This window comes from Massilia aurea (assembly GCF_024753205.1).
GTDB classification, from domain to species: domain Bacteria; phylum Pseudomonadota; class Gammaproteobacteria; order Burkholderiales; family Burkholderiaceae_D; genus Telluria; species Telluria aurea.
Genome location: NZ_JANUGZ010000006.1, coordinates 81,701 through 103,997, shown reverse-complemented (window position 1 = coordinate 103,997; position 22,297 = coordinate 81,701). Strand labels below are relative to the sequence as shown.

Annotated in this window: 17 protein-coding genes; 5 read left to right on the top strand and 12 right to left on the bottom strand. The window is 66.3% G+C overall.

The genetic code is table 11. The features are described from left to right. Positions 1-76: 76 nt before the first annotated feature. From NX775_RS22100 to wrbA, 8 genes are all read right to left on the bottom strand, one after another. On the bottom strand, positions 77-2,113 hold the full coding sequence (locus NX775_RS22100) for a methyl-accepting chemotaxis protein (RefSeq protein ID WP_258837935.1): 2,037 nt from the start codon (positions 2,111-2,113) through the stop codon (positions 77-79). A 175-nt stretch (positions 2,114-2,288) separates the two neighbouring features. Beyond that, positions 2,289-4,118 (bottom strand): ABC transporter transmembrane domain-containing protein, encoded by a 1,830-nt coding sequence (locus NX775_RS22095; protein WP_258837934.1) that lies wholly within the window; start codon positions 4,116-4,118, stop codon positions 2,289-2,291. Positions 4,119-4,136: 18 nt separating this feature from the next. Beyond that, a complete protein-coding gene (locus NX775_RS22090; RefSeq protein ID WP_258837933.1) occupies positions 4,137-5,216 on the bottom strand; it encodes a lipocalin-like domain-containing protein in 1,080 nt (359 codons plus the stop codon). Then, positions 5,216-7,765, bottom strand: a complete 2,550-nt coding sequence (locus NX775_RS22085; protein ID WP_258837932.1) for an FtsX-like permease family protein — start codon at positions 7,763-7,765, stop codon at positions 5,216-5,218. The genes NX775_RS22090 and NX775_RS22085 overlap by 1 nt, the downstream gene beginning before the upstream one ends. Continuing rightward, the gene (locus NX775_RS22080; protein ID WP_258837931.1) at positions 7,753-8,091 is read right to left on the bottom strand and encodes a DUF4124 domain-containing protein; all 339 of its coding nucleotides are present in this window, start codon (positions 8,089-8,091) and stop codon (positions 7,753-7,755) included. Before NX775_RS22080 ends, NX775_RS22085 begins: the two co-directional genes overlap by 13 nt. Before the next feature lie 112 nt (positions 8,092-8,203). Continuing rightward, entirely contained in the window at positions 8,204-9,625 is a 1,422-nt protein-coding gene (locus tag NX775_RS22075; RefSeq protein ID WP_258837930.1) for an FAD-binding oxidoreductase, read from the bottom strand. Next, positions 9,618-10,016, bottom strand: coding sequence for a DUF2069 domain-containing protein (locus NX775_RS22070; RefSeq protein WP_183552018.1), 399 nt, complete (start codon positions 10,014-10,016; stop codon positions 9,618-9,620). The genes NX775_RS22075 and NX775_RS22070 overlap by 8 nt, the downstream gene beginning before the upstream one ends. Further along, on the bottom strand, positions 10,016-10,627 hold the full coding sequence (wrbA, locus tag NX775_RS22065; RefSeq protein ID WP_183552021.1) for an NAD(P)H:quinone oxidoreductase: 612 nt from the start codon (positions 10,625-10,627) through the stop codon (positions 10,016-10,018). The genes NX775_RS22070 and wrbA overlap by 1 nt, the downstream gene beginning before the upstream one ends. Before the next feature lie 78 nt (positions 10,628-10,705). Here wrbA and NX775_RS22060 point away from each other — a divergent pair, with 78 nt between their 5' ends. Continuing rightward, the gene (locus NX775_RS22060; RefSeq protein WP_307732383.1) at positions 10,706-12,124 is read left to right on the top strand and encodes a YihY family inner membrane protein; all 1,419 of its coding nucleotides are present in this window, start codon (positions 10,706-10,708) and stop codon (positions 12,122-12,124) included. On the opposite strand, the gene NX775_RS22055 is transcribed toward NX775_RS22060, so the two are convergent. Next, on the bottom strand, positions 12,117-12,905 hold the full coding sequence (locus tag NX775_RS22055) for an alpha/beta fold hydrolase (protein ID WP_258837929.1): 789 nt from the start codon (positions 12,903-12,905) through the stop codon (positions 12,117-12,119). The two genes, NX775_RS22060 and NX775_RS22055, sit on opposite strands and share 8 nt — an antisense overlap. 201 nt (positions 12,906-13,106) lie before the next feature. Here NX775_RS22055 and NX775_RS22050 point away from each other — a divergent pair, with 201 nt between their 5' ends. Beyond that, positions 13,107-13,559: a CBS domain-containing protein gene (locus NX775_RS22050; RefSeq protein ID WP_258837928.1), complete on the top strand. Its 453-nt coding sequence runs from the start codon at positions 13,107-13,109 to the stop codon at positions 13,557-13,559. Between the two features lie 12 nt (positions 13,560-13,571). Here NX775_RS22050 and NX775_RS22045 read toward each other — a convergent pair whose 3' ends face one another. Continuing rightward, positions 13,572-15,872, bottom strand: a complete 2,301-nt coding sequence (locus NX775_RS22045; protein WP_370660612.1) for an EAL domain-containing protein — start codon at positions 15,870-15,872, stop codon at positions 13,572-13,574. A 216-nt stretch (positions 15,873-16,088) separates the two neighbouring features. Between NX775_RS22045 and aroC the strand changes: the two genes are divergently transcribed. After that, complete coding sequence (gene aroC / locus NX775_RS22040; protein WP_183552025.1) at positions 16,089-17,183, top strand: chorismate synthase; 1,095 nt, start codon at positions 16,089-16,091, stop codon at positions 17,181-17,183. A gap of 42 nt (positions 17,184-17,225) precedes the next feature. Here the strand turns inward: aroC and NX775_RS22035 are convergent, their stop codons facing one another. Together NX775_RS22035 and NX775_RS22030 are read right to left on the bottom strand one after the other, a co-directional pair. Next, a complete protein-coding gene (locus NX775_RS22035; protein WP_258837926.1) occupies positions 17,226-18,719 on the bottom strand; it encodes an HDOD domain-containing protein in 1,494 nt (497 codons plus the stop codon). Continuing rightward, entirely contained in the window at positions 18,716-20,452 is a 1,737-nt protein-coding gene (locus NX775_RS22030; protein ID WP_258837925.1) for a putative bifunctional diguanylate cyclase/phosphodiesterase, read from the bottom strand. Before NX775_RS22030 ends, NX775_RS22035 begins: the two co-directional genes overlap by 4 nt. Positions 20,453-20,961: 509 nt before the next feature. Here NX775_RS22030 and upp point away from each other — a divergent pair. Next, positions 20,962-21,612: a uracil phosphoribosyltransferase gene (gene upp, locus NX775_RS22025; protein WP_258837924.1), complete on the top strand. Its 651-nt coding sequence runs from the start codon at positions 20,962-20,964 to the stop codon at positions 21,610-21,612. A 7-nt stretch (positions 21,613-21,619) separates the two neighbouring features. Further along, positions 21,620-21,991: an Hpt domain-containing protein gene (locus tag NX775_RS22020; RefSeq protein WP_183552033.1), complete on the top strand. Its 372-nt coding sequence runs from the start codon at positions 21,620-21,622 to the stop codon at positions 21,989-21,991. Positions 21,992-22,297 lie beyond the last annotated feature (306 nt).

The following is a 22,297-nucleotide window of genomic DNA, read 5'->3' as shown; positions in this document are numbered from 1 at the left end:
ACAGGAACGCTACTCTACACCGCGCCGGGCCGGCACAGGAAGCGCCCGGCCGGATGGCCGGGCGCAGAATGGTCAATCAGCTGTGGGCCAGCGCCGGGCGGCGTGGCGTCGATGCAAGCGCATCGTGGCCGAGATTTGGGCCGTCTTCGGCCAGGCGGAAGCTGCGCACCGAGCGGGCGAGGGCGTCGGCCTGCTCGTGCATCGCCTGCGCCGCAGCGCTGGCTTCTTCGACCAGCGCGGCATTCTGCTGCGTGGTCGTGTCCATCTCGACGACGGCGCGGTTGATTTCCTCGATGCCCTGGGTCTGCTCCTGGCTGGCGTTGCTGATCTCGGCCATGATGGCGGTGACGCGCTGCACGCTCGTGAGCACTTCCTGCATCGTGGTGCCGGCTTGCGCCACCAGCGCGCTGCCGGCGCCCACTTCCTGGTTCGATGCGTCGATCAGGCCCTTGATTTCCTTGGCCGCTGCGGCCGAACGCTGGGCCAGGTTGCGCACTTCGGATGCCACGACCGCAAAACCGCGACCCTGTTCACCGGCGCGCGCTGCTTCGACGGCCGCATTCAGCGCCAGGATATTGGTCTGGAACGCGATGCCATCGATGACGCTCGTGATGTCCGAAATCTTGCGCGACGCAACCGTGATCGAATCCATGCGGGCGACCACTTGCGACACGGTGTCGCCGCCTTTCTGGGCCACGTTCGATGCGGTTTGGGCGAATTCATTGGCCTGGCGCGCATTGTCCGCGTTCTGGCGCACGGTCGTGGTCAGCTCGTCCATCGACGACGCGGTGGTGGCCAGGCTGGCCGCTTGCTCTTCGGTGCGGCTGCACAGGTCCAGGTTGCCGGTCGAAATTTGCTGCGAGGCGGCGGCAATGTGCTCGGCGCCGTCGCGTACCTCGCCGACCACGCCCGACAGGTTCTCGCCGATCTCGTTGATCGCGACCGTCAAACGACCGATTTCATCGTTGTTGCGCGGCGCGATCCGGGCGGTCAGGTCGCCGCCGGCAATGCGGCGTGCGATGTCTTCGACGGCGGCCAGGGGACGCGTCACGGTCGAACGCACCAGCAGGTAGAGCAGAGTGGCCAGCACGCCCAGCGCGCCCAGGCCCAGCAGGATGAAGCGGTTGCGCAGCTCCGTGGCGGCGGCCGTGATCTCGTCGATATAGGTGCCGCCGGCGATGACCCAGTTCCAGTCCTTCATATAGCTGTAGGCCGCGAATTTTTCGCGCGAGCCGCTTTCGCCCGGGTTTTGCCAGTCGTAGCGGACGGTGCCTTCCTTCTTCTCCAGCATTTCCTTGACGAACTCGTGACCGTTGGCCGACTTGCTGTCGAGGATATTCTTGCCTTCGCTCTTCGGATGCACGAGCAGGTCGCCGTAGGTCTTGCCAGGCGCTGCCGACAGCACGTAGAAGTAGCCGCTGTCGCCGACCTTGATCGCCTTGATGCGCTCCTTGAGGAACGCGATGTCCTGGCTGATGTTCACGCCCACGTACAGTGCGCCGACGACCTTGCCGGCAGCGTCGCGCACCGGCTCGTACTGCGTGATGAACTGCTTGCCGAACAGGGACGCCAGGCCGACATAGGTGCGGCCTGCGCGCAGCGCGGCGTAGGCCGGCGCGCTCTTGTCCAGGGCCGTACCGACGGCGCGATCGCCGTTTTCCTTCTTGACCGACGTGGTCACGCGCACGAAGTCGTCACCGGCGACGGCGAACACCGTGGCGTTGGCGCCGGTGCGTTCGGTGAAACCGTCGGGGACGGCGAAGTCCAGGTTCAGCGCCTTGCCATCCAGGCTCAGGGTGGGTACCTGGCGGCCGCCGATGTCCACAGTGGTTGCCTCGTCGAGCGCATACGCACCCGGCAGACCGGCACTGAAGATGCGGCCAAAGCTGACGGCCTGGCTCGAGACCGTCTTGTTGAACAGTTCGACCGTGTTGGCCACGCCTTTGAGCTCGCTCGTCACGCTCTCCATGGCGCGCTTTTCCAGCATGCTCGATGTGGACAGCGTGATTGTGCCAATCAGCACGGCGATGATGACCCCTGCCAGGGCGAAGGTGACGGCGCTGATCCGGGTGCCGACATTCCAGCTGGCTAAACTATATTTGTGGTTGCTCATGAAAGTCGAGTAATGATGGAGGGTATAACCCCGGATCATACGCGCCAACCTTTTCACAAGGCAACATTTAGTGAGTTTCGACAGTCTTTACGCTGTATCGATACAACGCCGCAACGCAATGTGACGAGAAGTCACGATTCGATCGCCAACACCCTTGCTATTTCTAACGCTGTGGTCACGCCGCCACGGGCGCATGCGCCTGAAACTGCAGCGCGGCCAGGTTGGCGTACACGCCGCGCAGCGCGACCAGTTCGTGGTGCGTGCCCATCTCGACGATTTTGCCGCCGTCGAGCACGACGATGCGGTCGGCGCGCTGCACGGTGGCCAGGCGATGGGCAATGATGATCGTGGTGCGCCCGATCATCGCGGCTTCGAGCGCCCGCTGCACGAGGCGCTCGGATTCGGCGTCGAGCGCACTGGTGGCCTCATCGAGCAGCAGCAGCGGTGGGTTCTTCAGCAGCGCGCGCGCGATGGCGATACGCTGGCGCTGGCCGCCCGACAGGCGCACGCCGCGCTCGCCCAGGAACGAGCGGTAGCCTTCCGGCAGGCGCTCGATGAATTCGTGCGCGGCGGCCATGCGCGCCGCGGCGATCACTTCGTCGTCGGTGGCGTCGGGGCGGCCGTAGCGGATGTTTTCCATCGCGTCGAGCGAGAACACGACCGTGTCCTGCGGCACGATGCCCACCGCACCCCGCAGCGTTTGCAGCGTCAGGTCGCGCACGTCGACGCCGTCCAGGCGGATGCTGCCCGATTGCGGATCGTAAAAACGCAGCAGCAGCTGGAACAGCGTGGTCTTGCCAGCGCCGGACGGGCCGACGACGGCCACCGTTTCGCCGGGCTGGATCTCGAGCGCCAGGTGCGACAGCGCCGCTTCCTGCAGGCGCGATGGGTAGGCGAAGGTGACATTGTCGAGCGTCACGCGCGCGCCATTGGCGGTACGCGCAGGCAGGGCAGCCGGGTGGGGCGGATCCTGAATGTCCGAGCGCGCGCCCAGCAGTTCGAGCAGGCGCTCGGTGGCGCCGGCGGCGCGCTGGGCGTCGCCCATCACTTCCGACAAGGCGCCGACCGAACCGGCGACGATGCCGGCGTACAGGATGAACTGCCCCAGCTCGCCGCCGGTCATGGTCCCGGCAATCACGGCGTGCGCGCCCAGCCACAGCACGAACACGATCGCCCCGAAGATCAGCACGATGGCCAGCAGCGTCAGTGTCGCGCGCGCGCGGATGCGGCGCATGGCGGTGGTGAACGCGCTTTCGACTTCGACGCCAAAGCGCCCGGCTTCGTAGCCTTCGCGCGTGAACGCCTGCACGGTGGGCATGGCGTTGAGGATTTCACCGGCGACGGCCGAGGCATCGGCGATGCGGTCCTGCGAATCGCGCGACAGCTTGCGCACGCGGCGGCCGAACAGCACGATCGGCAGCACGACCAGTACCAGCAGGCCAAGAATGATCGACGTCAGGCGCGGGCTGGTGATGAACAGCATGATCAGGCCACCGACGAACAGCAGCGTGTTGCGCAGCGCGAGCGAGATGCTGGTACCGACGATCGCCTGGATCAGCGTCGTGTCGGTGGTCAGGCGCGACAGGACTTCGCCGGTGCGCGTGGTCTCGAAGAACTCGGGACTCTGGCGCACCACGTGGCCGTACACCGCGCTGCGGATATCGGCCGTCACGCGCTCGCCGAGCCACGAGACCATGTAGAAGCGCGCAGCCGTGGCCACCGCCAGCACGGCGGCCACGCCGAACAGCGCCAGGAAGGTCGCGTTGACGTTCTCGATGCCGCGCGCGGTGGCCGAGGCGCCGAAGCCCAGATCGATCATCTGCTTGAAGGCAGCCGGAATGGCCAGCGTGGCGCCGGCCGCGAACAGCAGCGCGATGCCGGCCAGGATGAACTGGCGCCGGTAGGGCGCCATGAACGGGATCAAGCCCTTGAGGGTCGAGAGGCTGCTCTTGCTCGGGATGTCTGCGTCGGGGGAGGCGGTGGAGCTGGTGGTACGCGTCGTCATCGTGTCTTCGTGGGATTCTTATAATTTCATCGGCTGCACATAGCCGGTCATTTCGAGGTAGCCGCGGCCGACGCGTCGTCCGTTCTGCTGGATCGTGACTGCGCCTTCCCAGTACACGGCGCCCGTCGAGCGGCGCGAATCGAGTTCCTGGTCGTTCTGCAGCGGGACGATCTGCCATACCTGGTCGCCGGTGGTGATCGTGGTGGCGATCGGGTAGGTCGCCTGCGTGCGTGGGGACGTCCACAGCGTCTTCGGCGTGAACGTGATCTGCTCCGGCGCGTAATGCGTGACCTTGCCTGCCTTGTCGCGCCGCGTGGCGTGCGCCCATAGTTTACCACCTTGCTTGTCGCGGATCTGGAAAGCCATCAGCGCGCCGCCGTCGTCGAGGTTGGCGCCTACCCAGTTCCAGCCCACGGCGTCGGGTTGCAAGGCTTCGCTCGACCACTCGTGATCGAGCCAGGCGCTCCCGGTGACGGCCGTGGCGGCCATGCCGGCGCGGCCCACGCTGCCCGTGACGGCCAGTTGCGGTTCGCTGTAGTAGTAGCTGGCATGCTGCGCGCTCGGGCCCTTGCGCGAGTAGCCGCCCTGGCCCTGTGCCAGCACCGGTTGCGTGGGGCGCAGGCGCAGCTCCAGCGTCAGCTGGTTCGAGCGAATCGTCACGCGGTAGGTGCCGTCCTGGTCGCGCACCATGCGCCAGTCGTCCAGTTTCAAGTCGGTGTTGCCGGGGCGGGCCCAGGCCAGGCCGAAGCCTTCGCGCGCGCTGCGCTGGTCGTGCACGAGGCGCCCGACCGCCGGATCGGACAGCGCCGCATGGCCGATCACCAGCTGGCGCGGCGTGAAGTGGCTTGGATTGGCGCCGTCGACGCCCGTGCGGCTGCGAAAGAACGTGACCTGAAACCCCAGCGGGCGCTTGTCGGGCGTCTCGACCCAGCCCGTGACATACCACCATTCGGTGCGAAACTCGGGATGGGCGCCGTAGTCGCGTGGGAACGTCAGCGCCGCGCCGGGCGTGACGGGCGCAAACACGGGTGGTTCGGCGCGCGTTGGCAGCGCCAGCAACGTCAACAGCGACAGCAGTACACCCAGGATGAAACGCATTACCAATCCTCTCTGACAGCGCGCACCGGACCGCCCGACAAGGCCTGGCGGCCTGACACGAGCGCAGTGGCGACGGACGCGATCACCAGCACCGCGGCCACGCTGCCCAGCAGTGGCCAGGGCAGGTGCAGGCCCATGGTCCAGTGGAACGACTGCGGGTTGATCACGAATACCAGGATCAGGCTGATGGTCAGCCCGAGCACGAAACCGGCGATGACGCCCAGGCCGGTGAGCAGGCCGCCCTCAAAGGCGAGCAACTGCAGGACCTGGCGCCGCGTGACACCGACGTGGCGCAGCATACCGAATTCTCGCGCCCGTGCCAAAGTCTGGGCCGAAAAACTGGCGGCGATACCCGACAGTCCGATGGCGATCGCGATCGCCTCCAGTAAGTACGTGACGGCGAAACTGCGGTCGAAAATCTTCAGGCTCGCGGCGCGGATGTCGCCCGGGCGCATGAAAGTGAGCGCCGCGCCGAACGGCAGCGCGCGCAAACGGGTTTCCAGCGCCGCCGCGTCGATTCCGTCGCCGGTCCACAGCGCCGCGTCGGTGACATCGCCTTCGCCGGTCAGCTTGCGGTAGTCGGCCAGCTGGATGACGACCGAGCCGCTCTGGTTCGCGTAATCGCGCCAGGCGCCGGCCACAAAGAACGGCGTCTCGGCGCCTCCCAGCGGCAGGCGCAGCGTCTGGCCGACGCGCGCGCCATACAGATCCAGCAGCGCCTCGGACACCCAGGCCGGCCGCGCGCCGGCAGGAATCGGCGCGCTGGCGCCCACCAGATACAACAGGCGCGCCGGATCGCGCACGTCGATGTCGCGCGCGATGACGACGACCGGTGGCCGCTCGGGCGCCAGCGACACGCGCCGCGTGCGCAGGAACTGGATCTGCTGCACGCCAGGCAGCGCCGTCAAGGCGGCCTGCTGCGCCGGGCTCAGGTAACCGGTGCCGCCAGCATCGATCGTGCGCACATACAGGTCGGCCGGCAGGATGTGGCCCATCCAGTCATCGACCGAGACCCGGAAGCTCGACACCATGATCCCCATGGCCACCATCAGGCTGAAGCTGGCCAGGATGCCGCCCAGCGCAATCGAGGCCTGGCCCGGCGCATTGGCGAGCCGCCCCAGCGACAGCGCCAGCACGGGCAGCGGATGCCGCTTTTTTGCCAGCAGCGCTTCGAGCGCGCGGAACGTGACGGCGGCAAAGCGCGGCATCAGGCCGATGCCGCCCACGAGCAGCAGCGCAATCGCCAGGTAGCCAAACAGCGGCAGCTCGAACACGGGCGGCGCAAAGGCGAACAGCGCGGCGATCGCCAGACAGGCAAGCGACGGCCAGACGCGCGCCAGGCGCGACAGCGGCGCTTCGTCGGCGCCGGACTTGATCGCCACGGCCGGCCGGGCACGCGCCGCTTCCCATGCCGGCGCCAGGCAACCGAGCAAGGCGACACCGAGGCCCAGCGCGAAGAAGACGACGGCGGCGCCCGGCGTGAACGCGACCTGCGGGCGAATGCCGGGGAAATAGCCGGCGCCCAGGTCGCCGCCAAAGTAATGCAGCGCCGTGGCGGCCAGCGCGTAGCCGGCGCCGATGCCGAGCAAGCTGCCGGCCACGCCCAGGCTCGCGCCTTCGAGCAGCACCTGGCGCAGCAACTGGCCCCGTTCGAAGCCCAGCACGCGCAGCAGCGCGAACTGGCTGCGCCGGCGCATGACCGACAGCGCCTGGGTCGAGAACACGAGGAAGGCGCCGGTGAACAGCGCGACCAAAGCCAGCACCGTCAGATTGACGCGGTAGGCGCGGCTCATGTTCGACGTGCGGCTTTCCTGGTCGGCATCGTTCGGCTGGCCGACGGTAAATCGGCCCGGCCAGGTGCGCTCGAGATCGGCCGTCAGTGCGCGCTGGAACGCGGCGCGGTCGACACCGCTGCGCAGCTTGAGGTCCACGCGCGAGAGCTTGCCCACGCGTTCGAGGCGCCATTGCAGCGCGCCGATGTCCATCACGGCCAGGCGCTGGCCGCTGCGGGCCCGCTGCACGGGGCCGGCCACGCGCAGCGTGATGACGCCGGTGCCGGCGCGCAGATTGAGTGTGTCGCCGCGCCGCTTGCCCAGCCACGCTTCGGCGGCCGGGGACAGGAACAGCGCATCGTCGGCCAGCACGTCCAGCATGCGGCCGTTGCCCGGCACGCCGGTCAGGTCGGGCGAGATGAAGCCGGCGCGAAAGGCATCGATGCCGATGATGCGCAGCGGCGTGTCCTGGCCGGGCACGCCGGCCTGCACTTCGAGAATCGGCGCGGCCACCGCGACGTCCGGATGGCTGGCCAGCTGCGGGTACACCGCTTCGTCAAACAGCAGTTCGCGTCCCTGGACCTGGATGTCCGCCTGGCCCGACAGGCTCTTGACGGCGGCCGAGAATTCATTGAAGGCCGCGGCGTTGATCAGATGGATGGCAAAGCCCATCGACACGCCGACGGCGATCGCCGCAATCGCCACCAGCGCACGCACCGGGTGCGCACGCCACTCCCCGAGCAGCAGCCAGCGCGTGAGCCGGCTCAACCCGGGCATTCGACCGCCAGTGTTTCGGCCATGCGGCGCGCCTTGACGCGTGCGATGGCTTTCGCATCATCGCTGCTCTTCGCCAGGTCTTCACCGGCCCAGCGTGCTTGCAGGCGCAGCTTGTCGCAGCGCTTGCGCAAGGCCAGCGCGGCACGCCCGGCGCGCTCGAATTCATGCGCGTCATGTTCAGCCTGCGCGGCGCGTGTCCGGTCGATGGTCGCCAGTGCGGTGCGGGCGGCAGCGAGGCGCGCGGCCTGCACGGGATCGGGCTGCGGGGCGGGCGGGAGCGCGAGCGGCGCACCGGCGCCAGGACAGGGTCGGTCAGCGTAACTCACGTGCGTTCCCTCATGGCATTTGTAGACCGCGCCGGCCGTGGCCAGCCGGCACATGGCGCAGCACGTCGCGCACAATACAAAACACCACAGGCAACGCATGGCAGGCTCCCGGTCATAAGATTTTCCCGGGATTCATGATGCCCAGTGGGTCGAGCGCGGTTTTGATGGCACGCATCATGCCAAGTTCGACCGGCGACTTGGTGCGCGCCAGTTCGTCGCGTTTCAGCGCGCCGATGCCATGCTCGGCCGAGATCGAGCCGGCAAACGCGACCACCGCGTCGTGGACGATCCGGTTGACCGCATCCTGCTCCAGCAGGAACGCTTCGTGCGCGACACCCAGTGGCGGCGCGACGTTGTAGTGCAGGTTGCCGTCGCCCAGGTGGCCGAACGTGACCAGGACGCAGCCCGGGAACGCCCGGTCGAGCGCGGCGTCGGTGTGCGCGATGAAATCCGGAATCGTCGAGACCGGCAACGAGATATCGTGCTTGATGTTTTTGCCCGCAGCCGCCTGTGCCAATGGGATGTGCTCCCGCAGGCGCCACAGGCCCAGCGCTTGCTGGCTGGACGTGGCCACGACGGCGTCGCGTGCGATACCGTCTTCCAGCGCGGCGCCAATGCTTGATTCGAGCAGCGCCTGCGCATGCGCTTCGGATTCATTGCTCGACAATTCCACGAGCGCATACTGCGGATGGTGCGCGGCGAATGGCTGCGGCAGGGCAGGGAACTGTTGCGCGACCAGATCCATGCAGACGGCTGACATCAGCTCGAAGCCCGTCAGCGCGGCGCCGCAGCGCGCCTGCAGCAGATTCAGCAGTGCCAGCGCCTGGCGCGGCGAGTCCAGCGCGACAAGGGCCGTGAGCATGCCGCGCGGCGCCGGAAACAGTTTCAACACCGCGGCTGTGATGACGCCCAGCGTGCCTTCGGCGCCGATGAACAGGTCGCGCAGCGCGTAGCCCGTGTTGTCCTTGCGCAGGCCGCGCAGACCATCCCACACTTCGCCCTGGACGTTGACGACTTCAAGGCCCAGGCACAGGTCGCGCGTATTCCCGTAGCGCAGCACGGCGGTGCCGCCGGCATTGGTCGACAGGTTGCCGCCAATCGTGCATGACCCTTCGGCCGCCAGCGACAGCGGATACAGCATGCCAGCCGCTGCCGCCGCGGCCTGGATGTCGGCCAGAATGCAGCCGGCTTCGACCGTCATGGTACGGTTGGCCGGGTCGATCGCGCGGATGCGGTTCAGGCGGCGCAGCGACAGCACGATGGCGTCGCCGGACGTATCGGGCACGCTGCCCATCACCAGGCCCGTGCGGCCGCCTTGCGGGACGACGGGGACACCGGCGCCGGCGCACAGGCGCACGATTGCAGCGACCTGATCGGTGTCCAGCGGCAGCACGACAGCGCGTGCGCGGCCACTGTAGCGGCCGCGCCAGTCGGCCAGGTAGCCCGCCATGTCGGCCTGATCCGTGATGACATGGTCGACGCCCACGATAGAGCGCAGCCCTTGCAGGAAGGCGGCCGCTGACTGGTCAACCATGCGGGACTTTGACCTTGTCCAGCAATTCCTTGGCCATGCGCTGCGCTTCCTTCTTGAACGGGCGCAGGTACAGAAGGGCGCAGACGTAGAACACGACCACCAGCACGACTTCACCGATGGCCATCTGGCGCGACAGCGGGTTGGTATCGGCCCAGGCCCGCACGGCGCCTTCGGCAAAGTAGATCAGGATCAGCATCGACGACCATTGCAGCGTGTACAGGTCGCGCTTGATCACGCCGCGCAGTGGCAGCAGCAACGGCAGCGCTTTCAGTGCCAGCAGCCAGCTGCCCGGCTGCAGCGGTGCGACGAACGCTTCCCACGCCACCAGCCAGCCGATCAGCCAGACCAGGCTGAGTACCGCGCCGATATGAAAGACTCTGCCTTTGCCCATTATTGACCTTCGTGCAGTTTGAGCGCCGCGGTTGCCAGGCGGCGACCGAGCGCGATCGACAAGGCGCGCTCGTCCTCGGTGATGGCGCGTTTGCCATCGACGCCGGCCCAGTGGGTGGCGCCATACGGGCTGCCGCCACTGGCGGTGTTCATCAGTTCAGGGTGCGTGTACGGCAGGCCCATCACGAGCATGCCATGGTGCAGCAGGGGAATCATCATCGACAGCAGCGTTGCCTCTTGCCCGCCATGCAGGCTGCCGGTGGACGTGAACACGACGGCCGGCTTGCCCGACAGCGTGCCATTGACCCACTCGGCGGCGGTGCCGTCGAGGAAGTACTTCATGCTCGAGGCCATATTGCCAAAGCGCGTGGGCGAGCCCAGCGCGAGGCCCGCGCATTCGGCCAGGTCGGCCGCCTCGACATACGGCGCGCCATCCTCGGGGATCGACGGTGCAGTCGCTTCGGCCACCGATGACACGGCGGGCACGGTGCGCAGGCGCGCCTCGGCGCCGGGGACGCTGTCGACGCCCTGGGCGATCAGTTCTGCCAGCTTGCGCGTGGCGCCGTGGCGGGAGTAGTACAAAACCAGGATGCTCAAAGGGTTCGTGTTCATCCTTGGTATTATAGTGCGCTTTGTTGAAGTGACATGCCCGGGTTGACGCCCAATTCGTGGCCTGAATCGGGTATTTCCATGGCCATGCCGAACCAACCGCCGCAGCATCCTTCCCACACTGTTACCGACAGCGCCGACGGCAGTCTCGAACGTAGCCTGACGCGGGCCGAAGCCAAGGATCTGGTGCGCTTTGCGCTGCGCCGCCTGCGCGAAGAGCGCCTGCCGCAGGTTGCCGGCAGCCTGACGTTTACGACCACGCTGGCGCTGGTGCCGCTGCTCACGATCGTGCTGGCCATTTTCACGATGTTCCCGGCGTTCGGCCAGGTGCGCACGATGGTCGACGCCTGGTTCGTGCAGAACCTGATGCCGCCGGCCATTGCCAGCACGATCAGTGGAAACCTGACCCAGTTCGCCAGCAAGGCCAAGGGCCTGTCGGCGCTGGGCGCCGTGGCGCTGCTGTTTACGACGGCCGCGACCATGAGCCTGATCGAGCGGGTCTTCAACCAGATCTGGGGCGTGCGCCAGCCCCGTCCGTGGACCCAGCGCCTGCTGGTGTACTGGGCGTTGATCACGCTGGGTCCGATCCTGTTCGGCGCCTCGCTCAGTTTCACGTCGCAACTGGTTGACGTCACCGGCGGGCTGGAACGCGATGCCAGCGTGCTGGCCACGCTGGCCTTCACGCTGGCATCGATTGCCGCGACGACAGGTGGTTACACGCTGCTGTACGTGGCGGTGCCGAATCGCCACGTCGCCTGGCGCGACGCGTTCTGGGGCGCGCTCGCTGCCGCGATCGCGTTCGAAGTGGCCAAGCGCGTGTTTGGCCTCTTCATCCGCCAGTTTCCAACCTACGCCATCATCTATGGCGCGCTGGCCGCGCTGCCGTTGTTCCTGGTCTGGATCTATGTCACCTGGATGATCACGCTGGTGGGCGCCTTGTTGACGGCGGCGCTGCCGGTCGTCAAATACGAACGCTGGTGGTACCAGGCCGCGCCCGGTGGCGCCTTCGTCGACGCGATGTCGGTGCTGAAGGTCCTGCACGGTAGCGCCAAGCTCAGTGGCACGGCGCTCGTGTCCGGTAGCACCATCCGCCATCACACGCGTATCGGTTACAACGAACTGGCGCGCCTGCTGCACCGGATGGTGGCCGAAGGCTGGGTCGGGCGCGTGCACGACCAGGCGCCGGCAAAGATCAGCTGGCGCCACACCAAGCGCGCCAGCCAGGAGCACTGGGTGCTGCTGGCTGACCCGGATACGCTGCGCCTGGCCGACGTGTATCGCCTGTTCGTGTTCGACTTTGCGGTGGAGGAGGCCGTGCAGCGCGAGGAAGAGGCCAGCCCCGATACCGCCCTGTCGCTCGACACCGGCGCGCTGGCGCGCCGGGTCGAAGAGGCGGTCGAGGCCGGGCTGGGCGAAACCCTGCGTGAGCACTTCGGCGACACTGGCGATGCCGGGGACGCCGCCGCCGACGTCGACGCGGCTGCCGAGCCGGTCAGCTGATCAGTCGTTCAGCCTGCGCCAGCAGCGCGTTCGACACCGCCTCGGGCGCTTCCTGCATCATCGCGTGGCCCGTCTCGACCGTGACGATGGTTGCATGGGCGATCGCGTCGGTCAGCAACCCGGCCTTGCGCGGCGACGTCATCTTGTCCTGCGCTCCCTGCACGAACACGACCGGACAGGTGACTGTCGCGGCGGCCGTCATGCCGTTGGCGTACGCATTGCACGCGGCCAGATCGGTGTGCAGCAGTGGCTCACTGCTACCGGCTGCCAGTCGCTGCATCATGTCACGCGCGGCGTCGGCAACTGATGGGTCAGTCGCCGGCGCATGCGACCAGGCCACGACCATGTCGATGGCGGCGTGCTGATCTTCCAGGGTAGTAGCGAGCAGAGCGTCGGCCACCTTCATCGGGAACGTGGCGCCCAGCAAGGCCAGGCCGGCGACGCGCTGCGGCGCCCGGTACGCCGCTTCCAGCACGACCAGTGAACCCATGCTGTGCCCGGCGAGCAGCGCACGCTCGACGCCAGCCGCATCGAGCAGGGCGATCAGCCAGTCGGCCAGCGCCTCGACCGAGCGCAATGCCGGCCCGCTGCTGAGTCCATGGCCCGGCAGGTCGGGCGCCAGCACGGCAAAGCCGCGCGCGGCCAGCGCCCGGCTTTGCTGCGTCCACACCGCGTGGTCGTTCAGGGCGCCGTGCACCAGCACGACCGTGGGCAGCGCCGGGTCGAACGGGTTGTCGCCGGTATGGCAAAAGGCGATATGCCCGTCGATCGTGAGTTGCATGTCAGATAGCCTGTCTGGATGGAAGAGCGCCATCCTAGCAGCGTTGGCCGTTTGCGCAATCTGCACTGCACCATTCTGCGGCCGTGCCCGCACCTTGAGGTGGCGCAATGCTGGATTTTTTACCGGGCATAGGCTACAGTCGGCGTTATGCCTTATACAAATTTATCCAACAGCAGTATTGACCGCGCGGGGGTGGCCAGCATGAAAGTTTCGGAAATCCTGCAAGTGAAGGGCAATATCCTGTACACCGTGACGCCTGACCAGCCCCTGGTCGAGGCCGTAACCACGATGTCCGAGAACGATATCGGCTCACTCGTCGTCATGGAATACGGCGATCTGGTGGGCATGCTGACGTTCCGCGAAGTGCTCAAGACGCTGCACGCCAATGGCGGCGCGGTGGGCGCCGGCACGGTGCGTCGTCACATGGGCGACAGCCCGATCACCGTCACGCCGGAGACTGAAGTCAACGAGGTACGCCGCATCATGCTGGAAAAGCATGCGCGCTACCTGCCCGTGATGGATGCACGCACGCTGCTGGGCGTGATCTCGTTCTACGACGTGGCGCGCGCCGTGCTGGAAGCGCAAAGTTTTGAGAACCGCATGCTCAAGGCCTATATCCGCGACTGGCCAGCCGAGCAGAACGCGCCGGACTGACCATGTCACCGGTCACGCCGCGCGCGTGACCGGTCTGTCGGCCAGCCAGGCCAGCAGGTTTTCTGGCGACAGCGGCCGCGAATACAGGTAGCCCTGGGCCAGCGGACAACCGAGTTCGCGCAGGATCTGCGCCTGGCGCTCGTCTTCCACCCCTTCTGCAATCACCGACAAGCCCAGGTTGCGGCCCAGCTGCACCACCATCTGCGCGATGCTGCTGCCGCGCGCCGAGCCGGTAATCTCGGTGACGAACGTGCGGTCGATCTTGAGCCGGTCCACCTGCAGCCGCTGCAGGTGCGACAGCGATGAAAACCCGGTGCCGAAATCGTCGATCGCGATCGACACGCCGGTGCGCTTGACGTGCGCGAGTTTTTCGACGAGCGCGGCCGGCTCTTCCATGGCCATCGATTCCGTGATCTCCAGTTCGATGAAGTCGGGCGGTGCGCCCGTATCGGCAAGCGCGCGGCGCAGCATGTCGAGAAAGTGCGGATGCCGCAGCTGTACCTGCGAGACATTGACCGACATGGTAAATGCCGTGTGGCCGGCGGCGCGCAGGCGCAGCAGCTCCGCGCAGGCTTCGCGCAGCACCCATTCGCCGATCTCCACGATCAGGCCCGAGTATTCGGCAATCGGGATGAAGCGGTCGGGTGGGACCAGCTTGCCATCCTGCTGGCGCCAGCGCAGCAGCGCTTCGGCGCCGATGGCGCGGTTGGTGGTCAGGTCGATCTGCGGCTGGTAATCCAGGAACAGTTCGCCGCGCTGGAAGCCGCTGCGCAGCGCATGCATCATGCGCACCCGCTCGCGAATCTCGACGCCCATGCTGCGCGAAAAATAACAATGGCCGGCGCGCTGCTGCAGCTTGGCGCGCTTGAGTGCGATGTCGCCGTCCTTGAGGGCATCGGCGCCGCTGCCATCGTGCTCGCGGAGGCAAACGAGACCGAGCGTGGACGACACCTGGACGTCCTGGCCATCGATGTGGAATGCGTCGAGAAACAACGTCTGCAGCGCGGCCGGCTGGACCAGCTCGGCACCGCCCAGCACGCAAAAGATGTCGCCGCCGATGCGGCCGATATGCAGCGTCGGTGCGAGACCGGGCGCGACTGGGGACGCCAGGCGCGTGCACAGGCGCCTGGCGACGGCGGCCAGCAGCAGGTCGCCGAAGCGGTGCCCGAGTGCGTCATTGGTTTCGGCGAAGTGGTCGATGTCGACCAGCGCCAGCACGGCGTCGTTGTCGGCGCCCGTGGCCAGCGTGGCGTCGATCAGCTCGATCATGCGCGTGCGGTTGGGCAGGCCGGTGAGCGGATCGTGGAACGCCGACTTGTTCAGGTCGGTGACCAGTTCGCAATTGTCCAGGCTGACAGCCACCATGCCGCAAAAGACCTTCAGCAGGCGCGTCTCGACGTCGCTGATCGGGCGTTCGAGCGGCATGCAGGCCACGAAATCGCGTCCGGCCTTGCCGGGGAAGAACAAGGTCAGCATGCCGTCGTCGGTCGTGCAGCCGCGCTGCACGAGCGTGCGCTCGGCGGCCAGTGCGAGCCGGGTCACGTGCGGATCGTCGTATTGGGCGCCGAGCTCGCAGCCGTCGAGGTCACGGCTGTCGCCGCAGGCGGCCACCACGCACAGCGCGCCGACTGCGCCAGTGCCATCGCTGAACTCCCGCGTGCAGAGCACGCCGTCGACCGGCTGCCCGACCAGTCCGGCGGCCTGGGCCAGGATCCCATATGCCACGTCACGCACGCCGTGAAGGGCCAGCAGCTGCGCGCAGGCAGCGACAATGTGCTCCATCCCGACCCGGTTGGCTTCGAGCGCGCAGAGTTGCTCGTACGAGCGGATGGCAGCTGCCACTGCCGTATAGAGCTTGGTGCGGGTCAGTTCGGACTTGGTGCGGTAATCGTTGATGTCATAGCCGCGGATCGCCTCCATTTCGGGCGCATAGCCAGGCTGGCCGGTACGCAGGATGATGCGCACGTCATGCAGGTCCAGCTCTTCGCGAATGCGGCGCACCAGTTGCAGGCCGGCGTCGGCGCGCTCCATCACGACGTCCAGCAGAATCACGGCAATATCGTTTTCCCGGCCCAGCAGCGCAAACGCCTCGGCGGCCGAGTAGGCGTGCAGGAACGCCAGCGGCCGCCCCTGCATGACGACATTATCCAGTGCGAAGGTGGTCGTCGAATGGACATCGGCATCGTCGTCGACGACCAGGATGCGCCACGGTGGCCGTGTAGTGACGGTTGCATCGACTTCGTCGGCAAATACGAGGTCATCCGTCATGGGGTCATCCTGCAGTGGGTCGGCGGGCGGCGTCGAAGCTGGCATGTGCTACGTCTCCAGGGAGGCTTGGCATGTATACGTCAAGTATATAGGCATTTGTAAATAGGAAAGGAAACCAGCAGTTATTCAACAGAGAATATATCTTGTTAAATATAGCCTGATAGAAACATTTTGGCGAGGGTCGATTGCAGATTGTCGGTTTCTGCTTGCCGGATGGCCTGTTAGAATGCCTTTTCGATCAAACCGCACCCCTTCATATCCATGTCCGGCAATACATTTGGCAAGCTGTTTTCCGTTACCACTTTCGGCGAGTCGCACGGTCCCGCGATCGGTTGCGTCATCGATGGCTGCCCACCCGGCATGGCGCTGACCGAAGCCGATATCCAGGCCGACCTCGACCGTCGCAAGCCGGGCACGTCGCGCCACGTCACGCAGCGCCAGGAGCCCGACCGGGTCGAGATCTTGTCCGGCGTCTACCAGGGCGTCACGACCGGCACGCCGATCGCGCTGCTGATCCGCAACGAAGACCAGCGCAGCAAGGATTACGGCAATATCGCCGAGAGTTTCCGGCCCGGGCACGCCGACTATACGTACTGGCACAAATATGGCGTGCGCGATCCGCGCGGGGGCGGGCGTTCATCGGCGCGCCTGACGGCGCCGGTGGTGGGCGCGGGCGCCGTCGCCAGAAAATGGTTGCGCGAGCAGTACGGCACCGAGTTCCTGGGCTGCATGCGCGCGCTGGGCGATATCGACGTGCCATTTGACGGCTGGGAGCACGTGCACGCCAATCCGTTCTTTGCCGCCACGGGCGACGCCGCGCTGCTGGCGCGCATGGAAGATGCAATGGATCAGTTGCGCCGCGATGGCGACTCGATCGGCGCGCGCATCGACGTCATCGCACGTGGCGTGCCGGTGGGCTGGGGCCAGCCGATCTACGACAAGCTCGACGCCGACATCGCCTACGCGATGATGGGTATCAATGCCGTCAAGGGCGTGGAAATCGGCGCCGGCTTTGCCTCGGTCGCGCAGCGAGGTTCCGAGCATGGCGACGAGCTGACGCAAGAAGGGTTTGTCGGCAACCATGCCGGCGGGGTGCTGGGCGGGATCTCAACGGGGCAGGACATCACGGTGTCGCTGGCGATCAAGCCGACCTCGTCGATCCGCGTGCCACGCCGCTCGATCGACAAGGAAGGCAATCCGGCGCTGGTGGAAACCTTCGGGCGCCACGACCCGTGCGTGGGCATCCGCGCAACGCCGATTGCCGAAGCGATGCTGGCGCTGGTGCTGATCGATCACGCCTTGATGCACCGCGCGCAGTGCGGTGACGTGAAGGTCGCCACGCCCCGCCTGACGTAACCGTCCGCAGCCGGGATGGCCAGCACGGCCAACCCCGTTTGCTCAGGCGCGCGTTGCGCTCGCGTCGAGCTGGTGGCGCCGCTCCACCGTGCGCACGACCAGCGTGCGCAGGTCGTTGAGCAGCGCAAACTCCGTCTGGCTCAGGATCACCTGTGGATAGGTGCCATCCCAGTCGCCATAAATGAAGCCGGCCGGCTGGCCGTGTGCGCACAGCGGAATCACGATGAAGCAGCGCGCCTCTGACAGCGTGTCCTTCCACCAGTCCGGCAGCTTGGCCGCGAACTTGGCGTCGTGCGCATTCTCGATGAAAATCACGCGGTCGCTCGCCAGCGCCGCGTGGAACACGTTTGCTTCGTAGGCGTCGTCGAAGGTCAGATCGGGCTGCAGCGCCTTGGCATTCTCGCCCAGCGCCAAACGCGCCGCGTAGCGTCCCTCGCGCCGGTTGCGCAGGAAGGCAAACGAGCGGGTGAACGACAGCCCCTCGTGCATCGTTTCCAGCGCCAGCGACATCATCTGGCCGGCGGTGGCGTCCGGGCCCGCGTCGCGCATGTCGGCCACGCCGCCCATCAGGATCTGGTTGCCGGCGATGCGCTCGCGCGTGGCCGCGGCCAGGCGCGCACGTTTCTCGGCCGGCCGGGCCAGCGGCGCGATCGACAGATCGGCTGCCGCCTCGATCCGGGCCCGGTCGATCGAGGCCAGGATGCCGGCCGGCGAGATGCCCAGCATCGGCGCGAACTGCTCGGCCAGTTCGGCCACCTTGTCGGCGCCGGCCGCGTCGTCCGCCCACAATGCATCGGCGGCGCGGGTGGACATCGTGCCCAGCGCCGCCAGCCAGTCATCGTGCTCGAAGCCTTCGCCCCGTTCGCCCGGTTCGACGCGGCGCATGCCGGCCACCAGGTTGCCGGGTAGGCCCCAGTGGGCGGCGGTGGCGCGGCCCAGTTCCTCGAGATGCAGGCCGAGCACGTCATGGGCCGCCGCCGTGTCGTCGCCGCCCGCCGCCCCGGCCTGGATCAGGGCCCAGCGTTCGGGCATGTAGAACGTGATCATCATGCGGCCCAGCGAGTGCAGGATCGAGCACACCACGGCTTCTTCGGGATTGCGCACCTGGGCGCCAGTGGCCAGTTGCTGCGCCACCATCCCGGCCAGCACGGCTTTTTCCATCTCGATGTGCGCGATCTCGGTGTCGGGCGTGCTGCGCCCGAGCTCTTCAATCAGTTTCAGCCCCAGCGCCAGGTGGCCGATGCTTTCGGTGCCCAGCACCAGCACGGCCCGGGAAATCGTGTTGACGTGCTGGCCGAACGCTGCGTACATGCTGCTGTTGGCCAGGCGCAGGACCTTCTGGGTCAGCACGGGGTCGGACAACACGGTCTGCGTCATCGAGAAGTCGCGCTCGTCCTCGCCGCGCATCGACGCCAGGATGGCATTGATGGCCTTGGTAAAGCCGGGCATGTCACCCTGGCGGCGAATGCGTTCCCACAGCAGGGCGAGAGTGGCTTGCGCTTTCGCCGAGCGCGTGGTGGTGGTTGGTGTGGTCATGGTTTCCCTGTCCGGGTGTCGGCCGGCAGAAGAGCGGTATAAAGGTTTTCCTTGAGGGCCGTAACGGCCACGTTGGCAGGCATCGGCTTGCCCGTCAGGTAACCCTGGACATAGTGGCAACCCTGTTCGTCCAGCCAGGCCAGTTGGTCTTCGGTTTCGACGCCTTCGGCCACGACGGCCAGGCTCAGGTGGCGGGCCAGGTCGAGCACGACCTTGCAGATGGCTGCGTCCTTGTGCGCGCCGGGCAGGTCCTTGACGAATGCGCGGTCGATCTTGAGGACCGAAATCGGGAAGCGTTTCAGGTAGGCCAGCGACGAGTAGCCGGTGCCGAAATCGTCGATCGCGATGCGCACGTTGCGCTCGACCATTTTTTCCATGACGGCTTCGGCATGGGTCGGATCGACCATCAGCGTGCCCTCGGTGATTTCCAGCACCAGCTGGTGACCCTGGGCTCCGGACATTGTCAGCGCGTCGTCGAGCTCTGACAGAAACCGGTCGCTGCGGAACTGGCGCGGGCTGATGTTGACCGAGATATACAGCTCGCGGCCCGCCACTTCCTGGAACTGGCGGATCTGCATGCAGGCCGCCTTCAGCGCCCAGGCGCCCAGCAGGTTGATCAGGCCATTGTTTTCGGCAATCGGGATGAAGCGCACCGGCGGCACCATGCCAAGCGTCGGGTGCTTCCAGCGCATCAGCGTCTCGAAGCCTTCGATGACCTTCGTGCGGGCGTCGACGATCGGCTGGTAGTAGAGCAGGAACTCGCCTTCGCGCACGGCCTTGAACATGGCCGCCTCGAGCGAGATGTCATGCTCGGGCGGGCCCTGGTCGCGCGGGCTGTAGAGCACCACACGGCCCTTGCCGGTCTCCTTCGCGCGCGACAGCGCGGCGTCGGCCAGCGTCACCAGGCGTACTTCGTCTTCGGCATGGTCCGGATACACGGTCACGCCAATCGACGCGCCCAGGTAGATCGTGTGGCCACCCGTCTCGAACGGCGACTGCAGCGTGGCCATCAGACGCCCGGTGACGAGCTTGATCTGGGCCTCGCTGAAGGTGCCTGGTAACACGGCGACGAATTCGTCGCCACCGACGCGCGCCAGCGTATCGCTGTCGCGCAAGACCCGGCGCAGGCGTGTGGCGGCCATCTGCAGCACGGCGTCGCCCAGCGGGTGACCCAGGCCGTCGTTGACCTTCTTGAACCCGTCCATCCCGACTGCGACAACCGAAAAACCCTGGCCCGACCGGCGTGCGTTCGAAATCACGACGCGGATGCGGTCGGCCAGCAGCAGCCGGTTCGGCAATTCGGTCAGCGCATCGTGGGTCGCCATGTGACGCAGCCGCTCTTCGGTCGCGTGCTGCGCCGACATGTCGCGGCCGATCACGAGGATTTGCGCATCGTCGCCCGTGGTCAACTGGGCAATGCGCAGTTCGAACCAGATGTCACGCTCGCCACTGCGAAAACGTGCCTCGACCAGCGCTGCTTCCTGCGCGGTCGCGGCGCTGTCCAGTGCGTGGCGCAAGGCTGCCTGGTCGACGTCGTGCACCAGTGAAACCAATGAGCAGCCCGGCATATAACCGTGCAGGCGCTGGGCACGGGTGCCTGCAGCCCGGATCGTCCCGCAGGGCGCGACCCGGAACACGGCGTCACCCGCGCTTTCCAGCAGGCCGTCGAGCAGCATCGCAGGCGGCAGGTGCGCCGTCGGCGAATGGGGCGCTGCGGAAGGAGGGGTCAGCATGGTCGGTCAGGGTTCTCGTTTCGCGGCATGTTCAAACCATGCCGGTGTCATCTTGTTATCCGTGCCGGGCAACAAACCAGGAACGAGTCTATCACTGAAAAATTCCATACTGCATCACAATGAGCAACGTACGGTGCGTTTACCCCGTGGCTGCAATGATCGGGTGGGCGCACCGCGCGAGCAGCCGCCAACGCCGCCCATTGTGGGCGGTCAGCACTGTATTGTCGCTGATTATTGCTGAGTAGAAAATGTTTATCGCGCAATTCAGTGCTTTAATGCAACCAGATTTGTGTCATCTTGACACATTCGCGGGCTTGACCCGGTTGCATGGGTCATCCAGTGAGCGCAACATGGACGCAGGACCGTTGACGGGCAGGGCGCAGCAGACGGTCGGCCACCGCGCTCTGCTAGCGTCGACCCGGAATTATTTCGGCCAGAGCCGGGACAAACCACGTTGTGCCTGTGATAATGCTGGCTTACAAGCTTCATCGACTGCGTCGAACCCCGCCATGAACCAAGATCCGCGCTTCCCGAACCTCTTCATCCTGAACCACCCGCTGATCCTGCACAAGCTGTCGCACATGCGCGAGCACGACACGTCGACGCGCACGTTCCGCGAGCTGCTGCGCGAGATCACGCTGCTGATGGGGTACGAGATCACGCGCGACCTGCCGCTGACGACGCGCCAGATTCGCACGCCGCTGGTGACCATCGATGCGCCAGTGATCGCTGGCAAGAAGCTGGCCGTGGTGCCGATCCTGCGCGCCGGTATCGGCATGAGCGATGGCCTGCTGGAGCTGGTGCCATCGGCGCGCGTCGGACACATCGGCGTGTTCCGCGATCCTGAGACGCATGAGCCGGTCGAGTACATGGTCCGCTTGCCGGACACGACCGATCGCACCTTCATCCTGTGCGATCCGATGATTGCCACTGGCAACTCGGCGGTGCACGCAATCGACGTGCTGAAAAAGCGCGGCGTGCCGGACGAGCAGATCCTGTTCCTGGCGCTGGTTGCCGCGCCCGAAGGGATCCAGGTGGTGCAGGACGCGCATCCGGACGTCAAGGTCTACGTCGCCTCGCTCGACTCGCACCTGAACGAACACGCCTACATCATCCCGGGCCTGGGCGATGCGGGCGACCGTATCTTCGGCACCAAGTAAGGCCGGCATGACCATGACGCAGCCGGCTGACCAGCAATTCTTCGCCCGCCTGGCCGAACTGAACGACAAGTTCGCGGCGCGCCTGCCATCCACGTTCGGGCGCCTGGCGCAGTTGTCGCAAGAGCTCGCACCGGCCGGTGCGCCCGGGTTCGACCCGGCGGGGCCGGCCGGTGAGCTGCAGGCGATGCTTCACACGCTGGCCGGTTCAGCGGCGACCTTCGGGTTTCGCGGCCTGGGCCATCATGCGCGCCTGCTCGAACAGCGGCTGCGCGTGCTGCGTGCGTTCGACGCCGTCGCCGCGGGCGAGTGGCAAGCCTGGCGCGCCGAGCTCGACGACTATATTGCCGCTGCGCTGCGCGACCCCAAGGCACTGACCTGAACTACCGGCAGCGCAAGCCGCGCGCGCAATTGTCGAGCACACCGGAATTTGATCAAGCGCAAACAAATTAACCGTCCTTGCCTCTATTCTTTGCTGCATACCGAATTAAAAAATCCCGCTGTCGTATTTATTGGCATCAGGAATCGTAGGGCTACTTACGTATTTTTATTCAACGAACAGGGCATGCGCGAGAAATATTCGGTATAATGTGGGATCGTTGGGTTCGAGGTAGTAGTGCAGTCTGTCTGTCATTTCTTTCTTGCTTCTTCAAACGATCTAAAACGGGCGCAAGCCCAACTAACCGAA

Excerpts from the sequence above, each read along its gene's own strand:
- NX775_RS22100 (WP_258837935.1), bottom strand. The coding sequence starts at position 2,113 with ATGAGCAACCACAAATATAGTTTAGCCAGCTGGAATGTCGGCACCCGG.
- NX775_RS22095 (WP_258837934.1), bottom strand. The coding sequence starts at position 4,118 with ATGACGACGCGTACCACCAGCTCCACCGCCTCCCCCGACGCAGACATC.
- NX775_RS22090 (WP_258837933.1), bottom strand. The coding sequence starts at position 5,216 with ATGCGTTTCATCCTGGGTGTACTGCTGTCGCTGTTGACGTTGCTGGCG.
- NX775_RS22085 (WP_258837932.1), bottom strand. The coding sequence starts at position 7,765 with ATGCCCGGGTTGAGCCGGCTCACGCGCTGGCTGCTGCTCGGGGAGTGG.
- NX775_RS22075 (WP_258837930.1), bottom strand. The coding sequence starts at position 9,625 with ATGGTTGACCAGTCAGCGGCCGCCTTCCTGCAAGGGCTGCGCTCTATC.
- NX775_RS22070 (WP_183552018.1), bottom strand. The coding sequence starts at position 10,016 with ATGGGCAAAGGCAGAGTCTTTCATATCGGCGCGGTACTCAGCCTGGTC.
- wrbA (WP_183552021.1), bottom strand. The coding sequence starts at position 10,627 with ATGAACACGAACCCTTTGAGCATCCTGGTTTTGTACTACTCCCGCCAC.
- NX775_RS22060 (WP_307732383.1), top strand. The coding sequence starts at position 10,706 with ATGGCCATGCCGAACCAACCGCCGCAGCATCCTTCCCACACTGTTACC.
- NX775_RS22055 (WP_258837929.1), bottom strand. The coding sequence starts at position 12,905 with ATGCAACTCACGATCGACGGGCATATCGCCTTTTGCCATACCGGCGAC.
- NX775_RS22050 (WP_258837928.1), top strand. The coding sequence starts at position 13,107 with ATGAAAGTTTCGGAAATCCTGCAAGTGAAGGGCAATATCCTGTACACC.
- NX775_RS22045 (WP_370660612.1), bottom strand. The coding sequence starts at position 15,872 with ATGCCAGCTTCGACGCCGCCCGCCGACCCACTGCAGGATGACCCCATG.
- aroC (WP_183552025.1), top strand. The coding sequence starts at position 16,089 with ATGTCCGGCAATACATTTGGCAAGCTGTTTTCCGTTACCACTTTCGGC.
- NX775_RS22035 (WP_258837926.1), bottom strand. The coding sequence starts at position 18,719 with ATGACCACACCAACCACCACCACGCGCTCGGCGAAAGCGCAAGCCACT.
- NX775_RS22030 (WP_258837925.1), bottom strand. The coding sequence starts at position 20,452 with ATGCTGACCCCTCCTTCCGCAGCGCCCCATTCGCCGACGGCGCACCTG.
- upp (WP_258837924.1), top strand. The coding sequence starts at position 20,962 with ATGAACCAAGATCCGCGCTTCCCGAACCTCTTCATCCTGAACCACCCG.
- NX775_RS22020 (WP_183552033.1), top strand. The coding sequence starts at position 21,620 with ATGACCATGACGCAGCCGGCTGACCAGCAATTCTTCGCCCGCCTGGCC.